Origin of the sequence: Anaerocolumna aminovalerica (assembly GCF_900115365.1) — a bacterium.
Taxonomy (GTDB): domain Bacteria; phylum Bacillota; class Clostridia; order Lachnospirales; family Lachnospiraceae; genus Anaerocolumna; species Anaerocolumna aminovalerica.
This window is the reverse complement of the sequence record NZ_FOWD01000014.1, coordinates 86,607-108,281: the sequence shown is the minus strand read 5'-3', so window position 1 is coordinate 108,281 and position 21,675 is coordinate 86,607. Positions and strand designations below refer to the sequence as shown.

At 34.5% G+C, this 21,675-nt stretch carries 19 protein-coding genes; 13 read left to right on the top strand and 6 right to left on the bottom strand.

Going from position 1 to position 21,675, the window contains the following annotated elements:
- On the bottom strand, window positions 1–210 hold a 210-nt coding region (locus BM183_RS21670), incomplete at its 3' end, for a transposase zinc-binding domain-containing protein (protein ID WP_170847951.1).
- Between the two features lie 507 nt (window positions 211–717).
- Between BM183_RS21670 and BM183_RS21485 the strand changes: the two genes are divergently transcribed.
- The 3 genes from BM183_RS21485 to BM183_RS09755 all read left to right on the top strand — a co-directional run bounded on the left by BM183_RS21485 (window position 718) and on the right by BM183_RS09755 (window position 3,228).
- Window positions 718–840, top strand: coding sequence for a carbohydrate-binding protein (locus BM183_RS21485; RefSeq protein WP_334292870.1), 123 nt, complete (start codon window positions 718–720; stop codon window positions 838–840).
- Between the two features lie 40 nt (window positions 841–880).
- Window positions 881–2,284: a chitobiase/beta-hexosaminidase C-terminal domain-containing protein gene (locus BM183_RS09760; protein WP_207650142.1), complete on the top strand. Its 1,404-nt coding sequence runs from the start codon at window positions 881–883 to the stop codon at window positions 2,282–2,284.
- 335 nt (window positions 2,285–2,619) lie between these two features.
- Complete coding sequence (locus BM183_RS09755; protein WP_091686533.1) at window positions 2,620–3,228, top strand: uracil-DNA glycosylase family protein; 609 nt, start codon at window positions 2,620–2,622, stop codon at window positions 3,226–3,228.
- 126 nt (window positions 3,229–3,354) lie between these two features.
- Here the strand turns inward: BM183_RS09755 and BM183_RS09750 are convergent, their stop codons facing one another.
- Together BM183_RS09750 and BM183_RS09745 are read right to left on the bottom strand one after the other, a co-directional pair.
- A complete protein-coding gene (locus BM183_RS09750) occupies window positions 3,355–5,121 on the bottom strand; it encodes a M56 family metallopeptidase (RefSeq protein ID WP_091686532.1) in 1,767 nt (588 codons plus the stop codon).
- Window position 5,122: 1 nt separating this feature from the next.
- Window positions 5,123–5,503, bottom strand: a complete 381-nt coding sequence (locus BM183_RS09745) for a BlaI/MecI/CopY family transcriptional regulator (RefSeq protein WP_330392389.1) — start codon at window positions 5,501–5,503, stop codon at window positions 5,123–5,125.
- Between the two features lie 432 nt (window positions 5,504–5,935).
- On the opposite strand from BM183_RS09745, the gene BM183_RS21665 reads away from it, so the two are divergent.
- Entirely contained in the window at window positions 5,936–6,328 is a 393-nt protein-coding gene (locus tag BM183_RS21665) for a VanZ family protein (RefSeq protein WP_091686529.1), read from the top strand.
- Between the two features lie 1,095 nt (window positions 6,329–7,423).
- Window positions 7,424–8,710: a glycoside hydrolase family 3 protein gene (locus BM183_RS09735; RefSeq protein ID WP_091686527.1), complete on the top strand. Its 1,287-nt coding sequence runs from the start codon at window positions 7,424–7,426 to the stop codon at window positions 8,708–8,710.
- A 157-nt stretch (window positions 8,711–8,867) separates the two neighbouring features.
- Here BM183_RS09735 and BM183_RS09730 read toward each other — a convergent pair whose 3' ends face one another.
- The 3 genes from BM183_RS09730 to BM183_RS09720 all read right to left on the bottom strand — a co-directional run bounded on the left by BM183_RS09730 (window position 8,868) and on the right by BM183_RS09720 (window position 13,424).
- Window positions 8,868–10,202, bottom strand: a complete 1,335-nt coding sequence (locus BM183_RS09730) for an MATE family efflux transporter (protein ID WP_091686525.1) — start codon at window positions 10,200–10,202, stop codon at window positions 8,868–8,870.
- A 714-nt stretch (window positions 10,203–10,916) separates the two neighbouring features.
- Complete coding sequence (locus tag BM183_RS09725) at window positions 10,917–11,342, bottom strand: helix-turn-helix domain-containing protein (protein WP_091686523.1); 426 nt, start codon at window positions 11,340–11,342, stop codon at window positions 10,917–10,919.
- A 672-nt stretch (window positions 11,343–12,014) separates the two neighbouring features.
- Window positions 12,015–13,424, bottom strand: a complete 1,410-nt coding sequence (locus BM183_RS09720) for an MATE family efflux transporter (RefSeq protein WP_091686522.1) — start codon at window positions 13,422–13,424, stop codon at window positions 12,015–12,017.
- A 203-nt stretch (window positions 13,425–13,627) separates the two neighbouring features.
- Between BM183_RS09720 and BM183_RS09715 the strand changes: the two genes are divergently transcribed.
- The 8 genes from BM183_RS09715 to BM183_RS09680 all read left to right on the top strand — a co-directional run bounded on the left by BM183_RS09715 (window position 13,628) and on the right by BM183_RS09680 (window position 21,657).
- A complete protein-coding gene (locus tag BM183_RS09715; protein WP_091686520.1) occupies window positions 13,628–14,086 on the top strand; it encodes an Lrp/AsnC family transcriptional regulator in 459 nt (152 codons plus the stop codon).
- Window positions 14,087–14,309: 223 nt separating this feature from the next.
- Complete coding sequence (locus tag BM183_RS09710) at window positions 14,310–14,924, top strand: NUDIX hydrolase (protein ID WP_091686519.1); 615 nt, start codon at window positions 14,310–14,312, stop codon at window positions 14,922–14,924.
- Between the two features lie 19 nt (window positions 14,925–14,943).
- Window positions 14,944–16,164 (top strand): Zn-dependent hydrolase, encoded by a 1,221-nt coding sequence (locus tag BM183_RS09705; protein WP_091686517.1) that lies wholly within the window; start codon window positions 14,944–14,946, stop codon window positions 16,162–16,164.
- Window positions 16,165–16,346: 182 nt separating this feature from the next.
- The gene (locus tag BM183_RS09700) at window positions 16,347–16,700 is read left to right on the top strand and encodes an arsenate reductase family protein (RefSeq protein WP_091686515.1); all 354 of its coding nucleotides are present in this window, start codon (window positions 16,347–16,349) and stop codon (window positions 16,698–16,700) included.
- Window positions 16,701–16,776: 76 nt separating this feature from the next.
- Entirely contained in the window at window positions 16,777–17,712 is a 936-nt protein-coding gene (locus BM183_RS09695; protein WP_091686513.1) for a tRNA dihydrouridine synthase, read from the top strand.
- Between the two features lie 196 nt (window positions 17,713–17,908).
- Window positions 17,909–18,913 (top strand): sensor domain-containing diguanylate cyclase, encoded by a 1,005-nt coding sequence (locus BM183_RS09690; RefSeq protein ID WP_139221505.1) that lies wholly within the window; start codon window positions 17,909–17,911, stop codon window positions 18,911–18,913.
- Window positions 18,914–19,111: 198 nt separating this feature from the next.
- Window positions 19,112–20,527, top strand: coding sequence for a DUF5808 domain-containing protein (locus BM183_RS09685; RefSeq protein ID WP_091686510.1), 1,416 nt, complete (start codon window positions 19,112–19,114; stop codon window positions 20,525–20,527).
- Window positions 20,528–20,862: 335 nt separating this feature from the next.
- Entirely contained in the window at window positions 20,863–21,657 is a 795-nt protein-coding gene (locus BM183_RS09680) for an amino acid ABC transporter substrate-binding protein (protein WP_091686508.1), read from the top strand.
- Window positions 21,658–21,675 lie beyond the last annotated feature (18 nt).

The following is a 21,675-nucleotide window of genomic DNA, read 5'->3' as shown; positions in this document are numbered from 1 at the left end:
GTTGCCACAGGTAGGGCAAAACTTGGAGTGACAGCGAAACGGAACGAATTTAAGTTCACCACAATGGGAACAGCCGTACATGGCACCGCCAAAGGAAGGATCGCCGCAGTTAATCATCTTTTCAATGTTTTCCATAACAACATGGCGAGGATGAAGAGAATATTTAATTATTTCATAATTGTCATTGAAAATCTTCTGTAATATATTCATATGACTATTATGAAACAGAATGACAAAAAAAGAAACCCCCAGATTCCCCTCATGAATGAGGGGCTAGGGGAGCTGATGTGCCGAAGACACTTTTTTACCTAAAGGAGATGTGACGGGTGCAGTAGGATAAAAATCTCAGGTTTGAGGATTGTTCTTAGGTGTTGGTTATGACAAGGCAAGACCGTACAATAAATACCAAGTTATTACAACATTTTTTAGGAAGCTGTACAATAAAATTATAGTGAAATTCTTCCGGGAACCTACTCTTTTACCTTGGAGTAATTCTAAAGGGGGGAAGGCTATAAGTGATTGTGTGGGAAAATTTTAACTTCTATGCTGCAAGGGAAATTCTATTTCTTACATCCTATTTTTAATCTGCTGGTTTACAATTAAAATTTTAACTTACATTAATTAAGAATCCTAAGTTTCTATAAAATTTAAGAACAGGAGGTGAACCTAGTAAGGGCTAACACATATGCAGGACAGATTGTCTGTATTTAAACAGAAATACCGCATATAAGGCGGGAGATATGGTTTCTTACAGCGATAAAAATTATAATTTTTCAACCCCATACTTCACTAGCAGGCTGGGAGCCTTCAAATGTTCCTGCTCTTTGGCAGGTTCAGTAAATTCATATCTAAAACTATCTAAAATATGGAGGTATTCATTGTGAAAGGTAAAAAAATATGGTCTTTCCTTTTAATGTGTCTGATGATAGCAGTAACTATTGGAAAAAATCCAATTACTTCATATGCCCAGAGTGGACTGCCAACCCATCTTCTGACCGGTTATTGGCAAAACTTTAATAATGGTGCAAAATGTCTGCGTATTAGTGATGTTCCAGTTTCCTATGACATCATTGCGGTTGCATTTGCTGATGCTACAAGTACTCCAGGTGCTGTCAGCTTTACCTTGGATTCAGGGTTGTCATCGGCACTAGGTGGCTATACGGAATCTCAGTTCATATCCGATATAGCTACAGTGAAAGGGCGAGGACAGAAGGTTATTATTTCTGTTGGTGGCCAAAACGGCACTATCAGGGTTGAGGATTCAAATGCTGCTACCAACTTTGCCAACAGCGTCTATTCTCTGATGACAAAGTATGGGTTTGATGGTGTTGATATCGACTTGGAGAATGGAGTAAATCCAACCTACATGGCATCTGCTTTACGCTCGCTTTCATCAAAAGCGGGGCCTGGTCTGATTATTACTATGGCTCCGGAAACAATTTACATGCAGTCACCTAGCAGTTCCTATTTCCAATTGGCTTTGAATATTAAGGATATACTTACTATTGTCAATACTCAGTACTATAATTCAGGTGCAATGCTTGGATATGATGGAAAGGTATACTCACAGGGAACAGTAGACTTCCTTACTGCACTGGCAACTATCCAGCTTGAAAATGGATTGCGTCCGGATCAGGTAGGTCTTGGTCTGCCTGCTTCACCATCTGGAGCTGGTGGCGGATATGTATCCCCAACAGTTGTGAATGCAGCTCTAGATTGCCTGTATAATGGTTCCAATGGGGGAACATTTAAGCCGCCTCATACGTATCCCACAATTCGGGGTGCTATGACATGGTCAATTAACTGGGATGCTTCTAATGGCTATAACTTTGCAAATACTGTAAAACCACATCTTAACTCGTTAGGTGGAGGTGGCCAGCAGCAGACAGTGGTAACGCCAGCCTTCAGTCCGGCAGGAGGAAAATATAATTCGGCACAGAGTGTAACTATTACCTGTGCAACAAGTGGTGCAACTATCAGGTATACAACGGACGGAAGCACACCAAATTCCGGTTCACCTGTTTATTCAGGCGCAATCAATGTATCTTCAACTACTACCATTAAAGCATATGCTACAGCACCCGGAATGAATGATTCTGCTGTTAACAGCGTTACTTACACAATTGATAACGGAGGTAATTACCAGACATGGGCACCAAATACCGCGTATAAGGTAGGAGATATTGTTTACTACAGTGGTAAAAATTATAAATGCATTCAGCCCCATACATCACTGGTAGGCTGGGAACCTTCCAATGTTCCTGCCCTTTGGCAAGTACAATGATGTACATTCACAGTTGGGCTGATAGTAAATAGTTTATGAATAGCCCCTTGTTTTCTAATATTATTGAAAACAAGGGGCTATTTTTGTATCAACATAAAACAAACCTCCTGCTGGTGCTGCTATTACCGTCTATATTCTGTTGGGAAGTAATTGTTCAGAATATCATGTGGTGGAAATGTGTGGGGAATTCTATGCTAGAATTAATGGATATACTGTTCTCCTTGTGATAAAATATAAACATCTAAAGTTCAAAGTGGCAAAGTTTAATTATACAAGAACCCTTACAAGGTTTAATTGGTGTAAAATGAGGTGCCCTATGTTTAGGAGGCGATAAAATGATAGATAAGAAGAAAAATCAAAACAAAAATGAACTTGTTTATTTACAAAATCAGATATTACAGTGTCGATTATGTCAAGATACATTCGGATTTGAACCCCGTCCAATTATATTGGGCAATCATAATGCCAAAATACTGCAGATTAGCCAGGCACCGTCTAAAAGTGTACATGAAACAGGGAAGCCTTTTAATGATGCCAGTGGCAGAAAACTACGTGGTGAATGGTATCAAATATCCGATGAGGATTTTTATGATCCGGATAATTTTTATATTGTTTCAATGGCACATTGTTATCCCGGGAAAGCACCCGGTGGCGGAGACCGCCGTCCGCCTAAGATTTGTTCGAAACACTGGCTTCTTAAGGAAATAGAACTTGTGGATAATGAAATATACATCATAATTGGTGGATTTGCAGCAGAATTTTTCTTCCCGGGAGAAAAAATTACCACCTTAGCTTTTGAAGATAAACAAATTAATGGAAAACCTGCTTATATTTTACCTCATCCATCGCCATTAAATATGAAATGGTTTAAAGATTACCCACAGTTTATGGAAGAAAGGATATTTAAGATACAGAAGGAAGTCCATAAAGTATTAGGCCTTTAATTCATTGACTGATCGGCCAACACTATTCCAAAGTAAGGGTGAGCTATCCAACAACTAATAGGAATATCATAACGCCTTTCCAATAAATCATTGAAAAGGCGTTAACTAAGGTAGACCTATTTCATATTAGTTGAAAAGCCTGTTAACTTCTGCTTCCGTCATTTCTGCCAGTTGTTCAATACCTGCATTAGAATTTCTAATCACTTTCAAAGACAGGCCGTCTTTAAGTGCAACCTTGCTATTATCTATAAATGTGGTATATCCATTATCATAAAGGCAATGAATGGGCTTATCCTGATACATCCAAACTTCTGCGTCCCTATCATAAGAAATCCCATACTTTGTATAAGCATTAAGAGAATGATCCACGTAGTTCGGGTCACCGGCCTCTACTGCATCAGAACCGTTACCGGTTAGACCATTACTATCTGCCTTTTCTTGAATTACACCATTTATATTTTTATTTGAATCCCCTGTCTCAATAGCAGTGGAATTAGTATTAATGGATTCGTTACCTACATTTTCTTGCATTTCTGATTCTTGAATTGCTGATTCTTGTATTTCTGACAAGCTTTCAGAGAAAGCCTGAATTTTAGCTGTACGCTGATCATATTCTTTCTGGCTCACAGGCTCTAAGGCTATCAGTTCATACTTTTCATTACGAACCCCCCGCAAATCAACATCGCCTTCGGTATAACTAAATGAGTTGTAGGAATCCTTATCATCTAACTTATCAGCGAAAAATCTTACCAACTGATCGTTATAATAAAAACGGTCATTTTCCTGGTTATAATTCAATCCAAATTTTGTGTAGATAGAATACTGTTTTGCTTTTTCCTCTTTACGTTCCTGTTCCTGCTTTGCCTTCTCTCTATCAGAAAGTGGGATGTTACCTTCAAAAGCATATGCAGGTTCTTTATCAGCGGCTGCTGTAAGGGTAGCCCCTGTAATTATAATTCCCGCCAGTGCCATACAAAGAATCACAACGCCGGCTTTCTTTTGCTTTGTATCCATAATTGAAAAAATACGATTCTTCATGCCTTTTTTTCCTCCATAAAAATTGGTTGATAATGTTGTTTGAATTTTTCCTCCGTTTCTGACAATACCAAGGATGGTTTCCCCATATTGCTTACGCTGTTGGAAATCCGTACCTTGCAAAACCAGTTCATCACAGGAGATTTCACATTGTATTGCAGCCGCTTTTGACATAAGGTAGACCACCGGATTAAACCAATGGAGGGTGGTTGCTGTCAGAATTAGGGCTTTACACCAAAGGTCCCGCCGTTGAAAATGAATTAACTCATGTTTTAGAATCAGGTATAAATCGTTATCTGTGGTTTTAATAGCAGGCAGTAAAATTGCAGGATGAAAAAAACCAACCAGCATGGGACTTGTGATGCTTTGGCATAAGCTTAACTCTACCTGTGCCTTAATATCCAGTTCTGCCTTCAAGTCCTCCAAAATCTTCAAACTTCCTGAATCAGTTATAGGTTCACTCCATCTGCGTACCATCTTCATAAAACGGCTGTGACGTAAGGTATGATAAGCTACGGCACTTATAATACCTATAATCCAAATGGCTGGAAGCACCCGCCATAAAGGAATTGTTGAAGGTGTGGTTACAATAGCCCCTGGGTTTACCATAGACGGTACAATATTTACAATTGGCTGCATGGGTTCTACAGGTATCTTCTGAATCTGCATAGGAAGAAATGGTAGTTTAATATGGGGACGGAAAGGAAATATCCATCCTGCCGCGATTGCCAGCCAAACCATATACCGCCATTTAGCGGCATAACGTTTTGACAAAAGGGGTAATATAGCCACATACACAAGGGTTACCAGAGACATAGAAAGGGAACATTGAAGCAGGGTTGTAAGAAAATTCCGCATATTAATCCCTCTTTTCTCTCAGCCATTTTGCCAGTTGGTCAAGGTCACTGTCCTTTAACTTGTTTCCGTCATACAGCGTTGCAACCAAGCTGGTAAAAGAATTCCCATGATAACGTTCTATAAAGTCACCTGTTTCAAATTTCAGGTAATCCTCCTTGCTGATAAGGGGAAAATAGGTACGCTCTTTTCCGTTTTTTTCAGTTCGGAGGAAACCACGCTCCACCAGCCGTAACATAAGGGAAATGACCGTTTGTGCTCTCCATTCCCTTTCATTTCCAAGCTCCTGCATAATGATATTAGTTGTTATAGGCGGATTATTTGCCCACACCACTTTCATGATGTCAAACTCCGCATCCGGCAGTTTTTTCATTGTTTTCATCATATTCACTCCTTTAAGACAATTGTCTATAATGATATTCTACATCTGCCTTAAATGAATGTCAACACTTTTTATCAATAATGATAATTAATTCACAAATTAAGTATAAGTTGTGCTTACTGTGGCTTTAATTTATATTTCTTTTTATTTAATGTCAGATATGGTAAAATGAATTATAATAATCTGGAGGTATTATATGTATAAATATTATTATTTATTTGATATAGTCTGTTTAATATTAATATATTTCACTTGCTTTTTACCAAGATGGAAAAAGGATAAAAAAAGTTTGTTCTTAAAATCCATCTTATATATTTATATTAGTTTTGTTCTTTATTTTACTTTAATCCCATTTATTATACCAATTCCCTATATTAATTTTAATATATCATCAGTAAATCTAAATTTAGTTCCTTTCAATGATATTCTACATGGATATGGCGGGTCTATAAGAGAACTTGTTTTAAATATTGTTATGATGCTCCCATTCGGTATAATGATTCCATTTATATACAAGAAGAATTTTTTTCAACTGTCAAATACACTTTGGGCTTTAGTCTGATAATTGAATTTTTACAGATATTTTCATATGGCGGATTAAGAAGTTTTGATACTACAGACTTGATTTCCAATACCATTGGAGGCATTGTTGGCTATTGGTTATATCTGTTATTCTATCCATTAGCCACTTTCGTAATTAATAAAATTTTTAAAGGCTACGAAAAGAAGGATGATAGGCCCCCAAGGTTAACAAAACGAGAGAAAATTTTAATTGGTATTATAATAACGCAATTACTTGTACGATCTGTGTTGGTAACATATATATAACCTTTAAGAAGCATGCCATATTCTTTATGGTATTGAGCACACCCATAGAAGAAATATTTATGGTGATATAAAAATTTGTCCCAGTAGGACGCTTTGCTCTGTAGTTTGTTGAGAACTCAGTAAGTGCTTAATAAGCTTTATAATGACTCAATTTATATTGTTCGGGATAACAGGTTGTATATGATTAATTTTGCTACCTTACCCTGTCGGCCGGATTACGCAAAATTAATCATATAAACCTGTTATCCTAATTTAAAGTTTATGAGAGTCATTACGAAAGCTAATTAAGCACTTACTGAGTTCAATTTTTGTTGTGCAGCAAAGCTGTTATTACCGATTATTTTACAAACTATATATCTTAGGATAAATAAAATGTACATACTAATTTATGATATTAATTTTATATTGTTGTAGCTAATGGTTATACTTAATGAATTATATTAATTAAGGCACTAAATTAAATACAAGTTTTAATACACAACTTTACCTCAATATATAAATTGAACTTTGGAGGTTTCGATAAGGCTTTTAATTCTTTTTGAAAAGATATTTATACTTACGTAGATAGATATAATTATAATTTTAAGGTATTAAAACAAATAGTATGAGATGAGAACTTAATTGTTTTATTTATATAGATTTACTAATAGTTATTGTCTGGCAGAGAACTTATTTCCTTAAATAAATTGATATATATATTTAAATTTGATTACGATAAGTAATTATTTAACAGCTTTGCCTCATTACGTAAACTCAGAAAGTACTCATTGAGCTTTCGTAATGACTCCCAAAAACTAAATTAGGATAACAGGGTGTATATAATAATTTTGCGTAATCCGGCCGACAGGGTAAGGTAGCAAAATTATTATATACACTCTGTTATCCTTGAACATATAAATTGAGTCATTATGAACGCTTTAATGAGCACTTTCTGATTTCCAACAAACTACAGAGCAAAGCGTCCTACTGCTCCAAATTTTTATTTATAAAACACTGTAAATCAAAAGGAAAACAGTTACATTGAAATAACTAAATAATTGAGTTAGAATTGTTTGGAGGATATTCAGTAAATGTGATGTGCAATGGAGAAGAAAAATGAGAAAAATATATTTAACTGTTATTTTGTTTGTAGCTTTATGTATGCTTTCATCATGCAAGCAACCTCAAGAACCTGACAGTACTGTACCTGCAAATAATTTTGAACAACCAGAGCCAGTACAACCAGATCCAATACAACCGGAAATAACCCAGCCGGAACCAACCCAATCCGATTCAACTCCGCCAGATTCAGACAATGAAGTTTTTTGGAAAGCAGAGCAATTACTAAAAAATATGACACTGAAAGAAAAAGTCGGACAACTATTGTTTATTCGGCCGGAGTCTCTTTACCCGGACTTATCACCTTCACAAATTAATGATACATATAAATATGGAGTGACCGAATTCAATTTGCAAATGGCTGAAACCCTTGATAATTATCCTGTTGGCGGAATTGCTATCTTTGGAAAGAACATTCAGTCCCCATCTCAATTGACAGAATTTATTAGTAAGATGCAGCAAAATAGTAAAATACCCTTATTTTTAGGAGTTGATGAGGAAGGGGGCAGCGTATCAAGGATTGCAAATACACCGGGCTTTAATGTCCAAAAGTTTGAAAGTATGCAGGCAGTGGGGCAAACCAAAGACCCTGAGAAAGCTTTGGAAGTTGGTTTGGTGATTGGTTCTTATATGAAAGAATATGGCTTTAATTTAAATTTTGCTCCGGTTGCCGATGTTAATACCAACCCAAATAATATTGTAATAGGTAACCGGTCTTTTGGAATGGCGTCCAATCTGGTTGCTGAAATGGTTGCAGCAGAAATTGAAGGTCTTCACAAGGCTGGTATAATGAGTAGTATAAAACATTTTCCAGGCCATGGTGACACAAAAGAAGACACACATGATGGTTCTGTGTCAATTGAAAAGAACTGGGATGAGCTTAAGGAATGTGAGTTAATACCATTTAAAGCAGGTATTGCTGCACAGACTGACATGATTATGATTTCTCACATTACTGCAGAAAATATTACCCAGCAAAAGCTTCCATCCTCCCTTTCTTTTGAAATGATAGAAGAGAAATTACGTAAAGAACTTAATTATGATGGAGTTATTATAACGGACTCTATGTCTATGGGAGCTATTGCAAATCAGTATTCCTCAGGTGATGCCGCCATTTTGGCAATATCAGCCGGAGCAGACATTATTCTTATGCCTGAAAACTTTATCGAGGCATATGAGGGTATATATGAGGCAGTTGAAAACGGAACATTAAGTGAAGCACGGATTGATCAGAGTGTTTTACGTATTCTATCTTTAAAGGAAAAGTACGGGCTTCTTAAGTAATATATTGATGTTGGCATTGCTGATCCACCATAACTTGGTGAAAGGCTGCTATTTATAAAAATAATCGAGTCATCCGGCGAAGTGACTCGATTATTATTTATGAAATATTGGGAGTTGCATACTATAGAGAGTAGCTTAGGTTATATGGGAAACAACTCTATTGGCGCCATAGCAATGATCGGACTTTAACAATACCTATTATATCCGCAAGCCCCCAACCGATGGGGATTGCCCACCATATACCTGCAATTCCTATTGAAGATACCGCGGAGAGAGTATAAGCTAATATTACTCTGGTGCCAAGGCTGACAACGGTAAGAACTATGGAAACTCCACTTTTTCCTATTCCCCGGAATAATCCATAGAACATAAATAAATAGCCAATCAAGCAATAAAAGCTTGCTACAATGAAAAGATACTGCCTTCCAATACGTAAGATTTCTATTTCCTTTGCATCAATAAAAATATACAGGAGAGGTTTGGCAAATACCAATACCAGAATGGAGATTACAACACAATAAATAGTGATAATTTTAACTGCTGAGCCTATTCCCTTACGAATACGTTCATTTTTTTCCGCACCTTTGTTTTGAGCAATAAACGTTGAAAATGCATTACCAAAATCCTGTACAGGCATATATGCAAAGTTATCAATTTTAACTGCTGCCGCAAAAGCTGCCATTACTGAAACTCCAAAACTATTTACTAATCCCTGTATCATTAAAATACCAAAATTCATAATAGATTGCTGAATACTGGAGAGTACCGAGTAGTTTGCAATCTTCTTTATCATATTCCCATCAAAATAAATATGTTTTCTTTGCAGGCGAATCTGAGGAACCTTTGCAAAGGAATAAACAGCTATACCAACAGCAGAAAAACATTGGGCAATTATAGTTGCATAAGCAGCGCCTTCAACACCCATATCAAGAGGTACTACAAATATAATGTCCAGTACAATATTAATAACCGTAGAAATAATTAGAAATACAAGAGGTATTACAGAGTTACCCATGCTTCGCATCACTGCAGCAAAATAATTATAAATAGAAGTAAATATAATACCATAAAAGATAATCTGTATATAAGCTTTGGTATCAGCTAAAACTTCCGTAGGTATATGTATAAAAGTGAGAATCTCATCAATGAATACCAATGCACATATGTTAATAATCAATGAGATTATTCCAATAAAACAAAAAGAGGTAAACAGGCTATTTTTTAAATGATCTGTTTCTCCGGCACCATAAAAAAAGGAAAACACAGCACCGCTTCCCATACAAAGACCAAGTATGATAGATGTTAAAAACACCATAACTGTAAAAGAACTTCCAACCGCAGCAAGTGCATTTGGTCCGATAAACCTTCCAACAATAATGGAATCTGCTACGTTATATAATTGTTGAAACAAGTTTCCGATAACCATCGGTATAGCAAAACTGAGCATTGCTTTGGTTTCATTTCCATATAATAAATCATTAGCCGCTTTCATATTTACACCCGTTGTATCTCACAGCTACTAGCAGTTATACTCTGCTACAGATGTGTTACTTAGCTGTAGACGTGATACTGCCACAAAATTAAGTTGAAAGAATCACTTGTGGCATCCTCTCGTATAATTTTTTCTTTCAACCTTATTTCTTTCTTGTAAAAACTTATGATTTTTGACTTCTAAATTCAAGAATTAACTAATATTAAGTAATTTATCATAAGTTTCATAATGTAATATTAAACTTTACTAATGTAACTCCATCTAGGGTACCATTATACTTGCATTTTGTCAATATAAACATAACAAAAAGATATAGTTAAATTACTTTATGTTATATATAAACAAATCTGAGATTATCAAGGAAAAGAAGAAAGTAAAAATACATATATTGATACAGAGATACAATCCGAAATCCTTATATTGCTTAAGAAGTTCAAAAAAGGCATGGATAAATGCACATGAAGATATTTATGATATTGATACTAGATCAATTACTAATGAACTAACATCAGTAATAGCTATTGTTGCTGTTATTAAGCTTTACTGGCCCTCATAATACAATATCAACAGATAAAGTAACTTTAGAGATTAAAATTGTAGTGGTACAAATTATAGAATATATTAAGGCTGATTACTAAAAATAACGTATATAGCCGAGTGTAATCAGAATTATTACACTCGGCTATATAGAATAGTTAAAGAAATCAGAATACATCATTTCTTTTTTACTTTTATTTTAATAAAATCAAGAATATCGCCTTGATCCTTTACTGTTAATTTTTCAAAATAATATAGCAGTTCTTTTTCTTTTACGCTAAGCAGCTTAAATTTCTTTTCATTTTCCGGGGCGTTAATATATTCTAAAAAGTCAGACACCTCATTTACTACAGCATGGTCAGGTGAGGTCTGATAGGAAAAAGGGTGGTCGCTTGTCATTATTAATTCTAATAAACTTTGGTATGGTATGCCATAAAGGACCCCAATATTATAAAGGGTATCTGAACTGGGTGTATTTCTGCCCGTCTCATAATGAGAATATGCCTGACGTCCGATATTCAGATAAGAAGCAACATATTCTTGAGTATAATTATTGGCTTTTCTCAATTCTCTTAATCTTTTGGCTAAAAGTTCATTTTTCATCAATTCACCACCTATTCAAAGTCAAGTATAGATAAAAAATGCCTGCCTGTGGATATTAGTGATAGCATTTATGGTGGAAATATGCTATTATATAATAGCAAACAGGTAAAGGGAATGTTAAAAGGCTGAACTTTAAATTAAATCTGCAAAAAAGGAAAAAATCATAATAATTATCCGTCAATTGCCGATTTAAATATAATATGCGGAATGTGAAGAAGTAATATACAAAAGTTAATCTAAATTATTTCCGGAATATTGTAAGTAAGCAGCCTGCTTACCTCTCTGTGATATAAATGATCATCGGGGGAACTTAGTAATAAAATGCTGATGGCTCTAAGTATTTTATTTATTGTGCCCTAAGTAAAGCGAAAGGAATGGATAACAAATTGAATGAGCGAAAGATAATTGCACAAATGGAACACAAATGGAGGACTTTTCGAGTCTTGCGGAAGATACTGCACTGGATGATAAAGTATAGGTCAAAGTATACTTCGCCCAGTGTTTGCTGTATCAGTAAAATTCTCAGTAACTATTATGTGGATCTGCTGGAACTTCAGCAAAGGTATGAAGAATGTACTGGAAGTACAATAAGATATTATAAGAAATATGAGATATAAACAGAAAAAAATAAAAGCCTGTAAAAGTAACAGGCTAAATATATTAAAGTTTTTATTAGATGGAAGGTTTCAGGATGGCTTTTTTGTCATTTTTAACTGTTTCCTTTACAGTTAATTCTCTGGCCTTTAAATGCTTTGAAAAGACAAGTAAAAATACTGTGCTTGTAATGCAGGCACTAAGAATATCTGACATAGGTTCTGCATAGAATGCATGCTTTGCTGCAAATAATGTAGGAAGTAAAATGGTAAACCCAACATAAGAAGACTTTCTGAATATAGATAGAGCCAAAGCTGTTTTTGTACGTCCAAGGGCAGTTAAACCATCTACAAATACATACTGTAAACTTAATGGAATGATCCCAAGGGTAAAAGTTTTAATTCCCCAGATAGATAGATTTATAAGAGCCTGCTCCCTTGTAAAAATCGTAACAAAATATATTGGGAATATACGTGACACAAGGAACATACAGCTTGTAAATACAAGGCATAAAAGCAAAATAAGACGTTCCGCCTGTTTTACTCTTTCAGAATTTGCCCCACCGTAGTTATAACTGATTATAGTTTGTGTTCCGCCGGTTATACCAATCAGTGGGCTTGTAATTAACATCATGTAGCTTTGAACAATTGTAGCACAGGAAATAAGCAGATCACCCTGAGCAGGCCCGCCATATTTTTGCAGTACTGCATTTAAAATTATTATAATAAGACTATCCGTTGCAAGAATAATGAAAGGACATAAACCGATGAATAATATTTTCTTCATGATAGAGAGGGAGTAATTCCCAAAGGTAATGCGAATAGGTACCCGTTTACCAAACAGGAAGGAAACAGCAAAAGCACAGGAAAGCATCTGAGCTATAACAGTTGCCCAGGCAGCACCTGCAATACCTGTATGAAATACAAAGATAAATACAAAGTCCAATATAATATTGGTGACTGCTCCAATCAGTACAGTTGACATGCTAATAAGAGAAAAACCCTGGCAGGTAATAAAGTAGTTCAGTCCAATACTTAGCAAGGCAAAAAATGTACCCAGCGTATAAATGGTCATATAGGTGTTGGCATAGGTAAATGTAACCTCACTGGCGCCAAACTGTATTAAAAGATTATCTTTTATTATCAAAAAAAGAACTGTTAATGTAAGAGAAAAAAGGATAAGCATTAAGAAGCTGTTGGATAGTATTTGTTCTGCTTCCTTCTTTTTCTTTTCTCCTAAGCGCATAGCCATTAAGATGGAGCCGCCCAGGCCAACTAAAGTACCAAAGGAAGAAAGGAGGGTAACAATGGGACCGCATACGCCTGCACCAGCTAAAGCCACATCACCTACATCTGGAATATTTCCTATGTACATGCGGTCAATAATACTATAAAGAACATTTACCAGTTGTGCAATCATAGATGGAATTGCAAGTCTTATTACTAAAGAACGGATAGAATCATGTCTTAGATCATTAACTTTTTTCATAGTTGTCTTAAGTCCTCTGAATGTATAATGTTTGTATTTAAATTAAATCCATAATATAACATAATTTTAAATATACAACATTATTCAGAGTACCATTGCACTATATTTTTGTCAATAAAAACCGGACAAAATATCAGTATTCTTGTCTTTTTATATTATAGGTGATATGATAAACAAAATAATATATTTATGGGGGATTATTTATGTACCTAAAAGGATTGGATGAAATTGATAGAACGATTATTACGTTACTAACAAAAAATGCCCGAATGAGTTATGTAGATATTGGTGAAGCAGTGGGACTTTCCCGGGTTGCTGTTAAATCACGGATCTGCTCATTAGAGAATAAGGGTATCATTGAAGAATATACGACCATTATCAATCCACAAAAAATTAGTAGTGCTGTATCCTCTTATTATGAGATTGAAATAGAGCCCGGCAGTTATCAAAAGGTTGTTGATATCCTGGATTCCAACGATGTTGTAACACAAATTTATCAGGTATCCGGTAAAAATAAGCTCCATGTTCATGCAGTACTTGAGGATAGTGAAGGAATGGAAGCATTTCTTAATAATGTAATGTATAAATTGCCGGGGATTCTATCTCTGGATTGTAATATTATTATTTCCAGAATTAAGGATATTAAAGGATTACGATTATAGAGAATACAATTAGAAGAAAGTGTGTAAGAAAAGAATCTTTACAAATGGAAGACCATGTCTTCCAATCTGAAGAGCTACAACATGAGAATTTATTGGAATTCTCATGTTGAACTTCTTTAAGATGTGGCAAGGTACAACATGTTTGGAAGGTTGGAATTCTTTTAACCGGAGATTTGATCTACGGACAAAGTCTTCAGATTTTAAAAGGAGCATAGCTATAAGAATGAAAAATAAAAATATATTTTCTATTCGGCAACCGGAATTCATTAGTGAAGAGCAGTTCAGAAAATATGCTGTACTGGCACCACTTATAGAGACGCCGGAGGGTATTTTCATGCTGTTCGAGAAGAGATCGGATAAATTGCGCCATCAACCCGGTGAAATCTGCTTTCCCGGTGGAAAGCTGGAACCGGATGAATCATTACAGGAGTGTGCTGTACGTGAAACTATGGAAGAATTGCTGATTCAAAAGCAGCAGATTGAGATTATAGGTCCGGGAGATATTTTTGTGTCTCCTTTTAACCTAATTGTTTATCCCTTTTTAGGTGTGATTAAAGAGTATAATAATACCTTTAGTACAGATGAAGTGGAGGAAATCATTAAGATACCCCTGAACTTCTTTCGTAATCAGCAACCGGCTCATTTTGAAAGCAGACTAATCAACAAATTGTCGGATGATTTTCCCTATGAGTGGATTCCTAAAGGTGAAAAATATCCATGGGCACAAGGGAACTATGACATTTTATTTTACCGGTATGAGAAGCATGTTATATGGGGAATGACAGCACGTATGGTAGAATCAATTGTTAAATTGATTGATCAATATGATTTATGTTGATAGGGCAGGAGGATGAAATATGATAACTTGTAATGAACTTAGATTAAAAGATAAAATAGATACTTTTGCAACATTTGGAGCTTTGGGTAATGGAGGAATTACCAGATTATCCTTATCACCGGCTGCACTGGCGGCAAGAGATGAGTTCTGTAAAAGATGTAAAGCACTGGGAATGGAAATTAAAAGGGATGATATGGCTAATATTTATGCCACTTTAAAAGGTGAGGAAGATATTCCGGCAATTATAATGGGTTCCCATATGGATTCGGTTGTACAGGGGGGAAATTATGATGGTATATTAGGAGTATTAACTGCACTGGAAGCAGCAGAAACAATTGTAACAGAGAAAATTCCTCACCGTCATCCAATTACGGTAGTTGTTTGGACCAATGAGGAAGGCGCAAGATTTGACCCTGCCATGATGTCATCCGGTGTTATAGCCGGCAAATTTGATAAAGAACTTATGCTGGAATCAAAAGATAGGGAAGGAATAACCTTTAAAGAAGCTCTGGAAGACAGCGGATATATGGGTGAAATTACAAACCGTTTGAATGCTAAGGATTATATGGCATTAGTTGAATTACATGTGGAGCAAGGCCCGGTATTAGAGGCAGAAAAAAAGGATATTGGTATTGTAGAAGGTGTTGTAGGAATGGTCAATTATGAATTTACCATTACCGGACAGGCAGACCATGCAGGGACAACTCCTATGAAATACAGGAAAGATGCATTGTTTGCAGCTTGTAATATAATCCGGTATTTACATGATGAACTGGATAAATTGGATAGCAAGCTGGTATATACAACAGGTAGGATGAATGTTTCTCCTAATATTCATACCGTTATTCCCGATCTTGTTAAATTTACTTTAGATGTGAGACACCAAGATCCCACAGTAATAAATCAGGCAATAGAAATTATCAAAAGAGTACCTGAGGAAGTTGACAGATGCAGCGTAAGTTACAAAGAATTATGGTCCCGTAAAACAGTTGCATTTTGCAAAGAATTTATAGATTTTGTTGAAAAGAATGCAAATGAATACGGATACTCCTCCATGAGAATGTATAGTGGACCAGGACACGATGCCCAGTATATTGCCGATATGATACCAACTACAATGATATTTGTTCCAAGCCAGAATGGACACAGTCATTGTGAAAAAGAATTTACACCTTTGCATAATTGTTTTAAAGGAACTAATGTACTATTACAAACTATTTTAGATATTGATAGAATATAAATATTACGGAAGATATAGGTATTATCAGAGCTAAATTCAGCAAAGCTGAATCCTAAAAAAAAAATTTAAGTTTCACAGGACAAACTCTTAGGTTAACAGGATATAGAATAACTGGACATAAGAATAACTGGATATAAGAATGACTGGATATATAAGAGAATAGAAGTACAGGAGGTAAAATTATGAATGCACAATTTATATGGTATTCAAAATGCAGTACTTGTATTAAAGCAAAAAAGTGGCTGCTGAATAATAATATTTCATTTGAAGAAAGACCCATAAAAGAAAATAATCCCAAGGAAAGCGAATTAAAAGAATGGATCTCTAAAAGCGGATTACCTATAAAAAAATTCTTTAATACAAGCGGTAACTTATATAAAGAATTGAATCTAAAAGATAAGCTGGCCTCAATGTCTGAAGAGGAACAGATTAAACTTTTGGCATCTGATGGAATGCTTGTTAAAAGACCTATTATAATAAGGGATGATATAATTCTGGTAGGTTTTAAGGAAGCAGAATGGGATGTATTAAGGTAAGTTAATTATATGTGAATATAATATTATAGCAGTATTAAATGAAATTAAAAAGAGAAGAAGTAAGGAGCCGTTTTTCATGCAATTTTATTTTGCACCTTTGGAAGGTATCACCGGATATATATATAGAAATACTCATAACGCCTTTTTTCCTAATGTGAATAAATACTTTTCCCCATTTATTGTTCCAAGTACTAGAGGTGAATTTAAAAATAGAGATTTAAATGATATTTTACCTGAAAATAATCAAGATATTGTTTTAATACCACAATTATTAACCAACCATGGAAAAGATTTCATTCTTGCTTCAAGGAAAATAAAGGAGTTAGGATATAAAGAAATAAATTTAAACCTTGGATGTCCCTCCGGAACTGTTGTTTCAAAGAACAGAGGCTCTGGATTTCTTGCTAAAAAGGAAGAACTGGATGTATTTTTAGACGAAATTTTCTCCGCTTCTATAACAAAAATATCAATAAAGACCAGGATAGGAAAAGACTGTCCGGAAGAATTTTATGAATTAATTGAAATATTTAATAAATATCCTTTAGAGGAGCTTATTATACACCCTAGAATTCAAAAAGATTATTATAAAAATCATCCTAATCTGAGAGTTTTTAAAGATGCATTGAATTTAAGTAAAAATCCTGTTTGCTATAATGGAGATATTTTTACGATGGATGCTTATAATACTTTTAAGGAAGAATTCCCTGGCGTAGAAAAGATAATGTTAGGCAGAGGACTCATTACTAATCCGGGATTGTTAATGGAGATAGCAGAACAGAAAAGCTTGGATAAGAAATTGCTAAAAGACTTTCATGATAAAATATATGAGGGCTATAAAAGGATTTTATACGGAGATAGGAATGTCTTGTTCAAAATGAAAGAATTGTGGGTATATATGATTACGCTGTTTCCAGATAACGCAAAATATGCAAAAAGAATTAAAAAATCTGAGAGATTATGTGATTACCATGAAGTAGTTTCCAGTTTATTTCGAGAACGGGAAATAGAATAAGATCTCAATCTATTAATTACCAATTTAACGTGCTAATGTTACAATAAAAACGGAATGAGAAAAGTGTAAATGGGGTGTTATCTTGCGTATCTTCAATTCAATAAATTTTTTTTTACTATTCGCTGTTTCAGTTATTTCTATATATGAATATAAACTGCTTTTAAATCATAAAAAACTTTTGAATAGATATGAAAAAATGAGAAAAAAGCTATACGAGACCAGTGATAGAATATCAAAAACAAACGATGAGAATGAGATTTATTCTATTGTTTTAGATACTATCATTGAGTTAATCCCAAATGCAACTCATGGCAGTGTACTTTTAGTCAATGAAGAAGATAATTTTTATTTTAAGGTGGTAAAAGGGTTTCAAAAAGAATTAAAAAGTCTTTCTCTTAAGAGAGAAGAGACATATTTATATAGAATAAACAGGTTTGAAGAAACCGCTATCATAAATAACCCGGAAGAATTCGATAGAATGCACGCCAATAAGGATACTATTGAGAGACTTGAAAGAATAAATGCTTTGGATATAAGCTGCACAATATCCGCACCAATATACATAGATAATAAGTTAATAGGACTGATCAATGTGGATTCCAATAAAACAAATTATATATTTACTCAAAAAGATTTGGATTTAATGGATCAAATTAAGTGTGAATTAGAATTGGCAATCAAGAATGCCCTAGCACAAAATAAATTAAAATACCTTGCCAATTATGATGAACTTACTGGAGTAATGAACAGAAGAACCTTAAAAAAAGAATACGATAATGAAATTGCAAAGATGAAGTACAATAGAAAAAGTTTATCTTTGATTATGATTGATGTAGATAATTTCAAATGTTTCAATGATACCTACGGACATTTTTTAGGAGATATGGTGTTAAAGCACTTTTCCGGAGTATTAAGCAATTCAGTTGAAGCTTCTGATATAGTAGCTAGATTTGCCGGAGATGAATTTATAATTTTACTAAAAGGATTTGACTTAACCCAGGCAGAAAATAAAATGAAATCAATTGAAGAAAAGTTTTTAAAAGAAAGGCTTGAAGGAATCGCTTTAAAATTCAGCTACGGGATATGTGAGATCGGCCCTGATGATAATATGAGTTTTGATAAAGCCTTAACTCTTGCAGATGCAAAAATGTATGAATACAAGAAAAGAGAAATCTATAACCGGCAAATGCAGGGTATGTAATATAATACAAACTGTCAAGGGCTGCTGCTTAACTAAGATAGAATAGTTCTGCAGCAGTCCATTTATAATTTCAAGTCCATACTTTATTAACAGCAAAATGGAGGGAAATGGTATTATATATTTACATTCCTTTGAAGAAGTGATACATTAAAGTTATAAACCGTAAATTAACTAGTGCCTGTTGGAGAGGTGTAAAAGATGGCTGCCCGTATTATTTTAATTATATCTATGTACCCTGTATTGCCAATCATGTATTTTTTGCTGAAAAATGAAGTAAAACCTAAAAAGAACATTGTACTTGGAGTAACACTGCCCTATTCAAAAATTTATGATAAAAGGGTAGATGGGCTGTTAGCAGCTTATAAACGAGAATTGAATATTATATCTTTAGTACTGCTTTTAATACCGATTTTAGTATTTTTTATTCCATGGTTTTCAATTTATTATACTATAATGATTATTTGGATTCTGTTAGTTATTTTACTACCTTATATCCCATATATAAAATATCATCTTAGAATGGAAATAATTAAAGGTGAAGCAATTAGTACAAAAGGTACTTTAGAAGAAAAAACAGAAACTATTAATAAATATGAAGCTTCTGAAAAAGCCTTGGAAGAAGTAACAGCATTAATGAAATCAGAAAAAAGGGTGAATCAACTTTGGTTTCTTCCTCCGGTTATCCTTAGTTTTTTTCCGCTTATATATGAAGGATTTGTATCTACCCATAAAGAGGATTATATATTGATATTGTTAGGCTGTGGATCATTTACCTTAATTACACTTTTGGGTGCCTTATTTCAAAATGTTATTAATAAACAAAAAGCAGAAATCGTAGATGAAGACCGGAATATTAATGCAATGATTAACCGGATTCGCAGAAAGTGCTGGTGGAAATTTTGGTTGAGCATGACATGGCTCTCTGGAATATTTACGGTTGCTTTCTGGATGTTTTTAACCGGCAAGATCCCGTATTTTTTCGGATTGATTTTCACACTGATTTATTCCGCAGTTATTTTATATATTGCTATGAGAGCAGAGTTTACTGCCCGGTATGTTCAGCAAAAGTTATCAAAAGAAAGTACACGTCCTTTATATCTGGATGAGGATGATCACTGGATATATGGTTTGTTTTATTATAATCCTGATGACAAAAAGATTATAGTTAATGACAGGGTGGGTATTGGCACCACAATGAATCTGGCACATAAAATAGGAAAAATCGTAATGGTTATAGCAATAGTTTGTATATTAGCATTGCCGGTGTCCGGAGTATATGTAATAAAAGAAGAGTTCACCCCAGTAACAATAGAACTTTTCGATAATCGGATTATAGTAACCCATACAGCAGAAGAACTGGATTTTCCTACAAATGATATTAAATCCGTAGAAATCGTGGATAATTTGCCATCAACGGTAAAAGTAGTTGGAACAAATATGGAGAATATTCTAAAAGGAACATTTAGAGTGGAAGGGTATGGGAAGTGCAGACTTTGTTTAAATCCTAAACAGCCTCCGTTTTTGGTTATGACAACAGATGAAGAAACCATAATAATTAATGGAAACCACAGTATAATTGAAAAAATGAAGGAGAAAAATTTACTAAACAGATAGTCAGGAAAATATAAAGCTTTTGTATTTTAGTCTAAAAAATGCCTTTGTAGAACAATAATTCTACAGAGGCATTTTTATGCGGGTGTTAGGTATAATTTTTCAAAGAGTAATACCAGTTTAACATACCTTAGAATTTGAATATATAAAATGAATGAGGAAAATGATACAAAAAAGGGTGGCAAATTAAAGGTATAAGAAAAGAAACAAGTTAACGGTTAAAAAATTATTTCAATAACATAATTGACACAGATAAATTACCTGTGTTATTATACAATCAAACAAAACAATTTAGCGTGGTAAATCATTAGAGTAATAATATGGTAGTGGAGGAAAGTATGAAAAGGAATATAATATTATATGTGGTATTGATTTTACTTGCAGGAACTTTCACAGCATGTGGAGGAAAAAAGCAACAAGGCTCTGGAAAAGAAAAATTTATTGTAGGCTTTGATGCAGAATTTGAGCCCTATGGATTTAAAAATGAAAAAGGAGAATATGTAGGATTTGATTTGGATTTAGCACAAGAAGTCAGTAACCGTAACAATTGGGAATTAGTTAAGCAGCCTATTGACTGGGATGTGAAAGACATGGAATTATCCTCCGGTGCTATTGATTGCATCTGGAATGGATTTACCATTAACGATCGTGAAGATAAATATACATGGAGTTCTCCTTATGTAAACAATAGTCAGGTATTTGTAACAGCAAGTGCATCCGGTATTAAAGACCAGGCAGGTTTAGCAGGAAAAATAGTTGCAGTTCAAAAAGACTCTTCTGCTTTGGCGGCATTAAATAGTGAGGAGAATAAGCAGTTAAAGGATTCATTTTCTAAGCTTTTAGAGTTTAGCGATTATAATACTGCATTTATGGAACTGGAAATGGGAACTGTAGATGGGGTAGCAATGGATATTGGCGTTGCAAAAGCACAAATGTCTTCACGTAATCAAGAGCAATTTATTATTTTAGATGAATTTCTTTCCGGTGAACAGTATGGTGTTGGATTCTTATTAGGAAATGAAGAACTTAGAGATGCAGTAGAAAAAACCTTAATGGAGATGCTGGAAGACGGAACCTTTATGGAAATAGCCAGAAAATGGGATTTACAGGATAGCGTTTGCTTAGGTGAATAGGATTATGCCCGGAGTATT

Excerpts from the sequence above, each read along its gene's own strand:
- BM183_RS09685 (WP_091686510.1), top strand. The coding sequence starts at position 19,112 with ATGGCTGCCCGTATTATTTTAATTATATCTATGTACCCTGTATTGCCA.
- BM183_RS09720 (WP_091686522.1), bottom strand. The coding sequence starts at position 13,424 with ATGAAAAAAGTTAATGATCTAAGACATGATTCTATCCGTTCTTTAGTA.
- BM183_RS09705 (WP_091686517.1), top strand. The coding sequence starts at position 14,944 with ATGATAACTTGTAATGAACTTAGATTAAAAGATAAAATAGATACTTTT.
- BM183_RS09690 (WP_139221505.1), top strand. The coding sequence starts at position 17,909 with ATGAGAAAAAAGCTATACGAGACCAGTGATAGAATATCAAAAACAAAC.
- BM183_RS09710 (WP_091686519.1), top strand. The coding sequence starts at position 14,310 with ATGAAAAATAAAAATATATTTTCTATTCGGCAACCGGAATTCATTAGT.
- BM183_RS09750 (WP_091686532.1), bottom strand. The coding sequence starts at position 5,121 with ATGCGGAATTTTCTTACAACCCTGCTTCAATGTTCCCTTTCTATGTCT.
- BM183_RS09695 (WP_091686513.1), top strand. The coding sequence starts at position 16,777 with ATGCAATTTTATTTTGCACCTTTGGAAGGTATCACCGGATATATATAT.
- BM183_RS09730 (WP_091686525.1), bottom strand. The coding sequence starts at position 10,202 with ATGAAAGCGGCTAATGATTTATTATATGGAAATGAAACCAAAGCAATG.
- BM183_RS09745 (WP_330392389.1), bottom strand. The coding sequence starts at position 5,503 with ATGATGAAAACAATGAAAAAACTGCCGGATGCGGAGTTTGACATCATG.
- BM183_RS09700 (WP_091686515.1), top strand. The coding sequence starts at position 16,347 with ATGAATGCACAATTTATATGGTATTCAAAATGCAGTACTTGTATTAAA.
- BM183_RS09715 (WP_091686520.1), top strand. The coding sequence starts at position 13,628 with ATGTACCTAAAAGGATTGGATGAAATTGATAGAACGATTATTACGTTA.
- BM183_RS09725 (WP_091686523.1), bottom strand. The coding sequence starts at position 11,342 with ATGAAAAATGAACTTTTAGCCAAAAGATTAAGAGAATTGAGAAAAGCC.
- BM183_RS09755 (WP_091686533.1), top strand. The coding sequence starts at position 2,620 with ATGATAGATAAGAAGAAAAATCAAAACAAAAATGAACTTGTTTATTTA.
- BM183_RS09680 (WP_091686508.1), top strand. The coding sequence starts at position 20,863 with ATGAAAAGGAATATAATATTATATGTGGTATTGATTTTACTTGCAGGA.
- BM183_RS09735 (WP_091686527.1), top strand. The coding sequence starts at position 7,424 with ATGAGAAAAATATATTTAACTGTTATTTTGTTTGTAGCTTTATGTATG.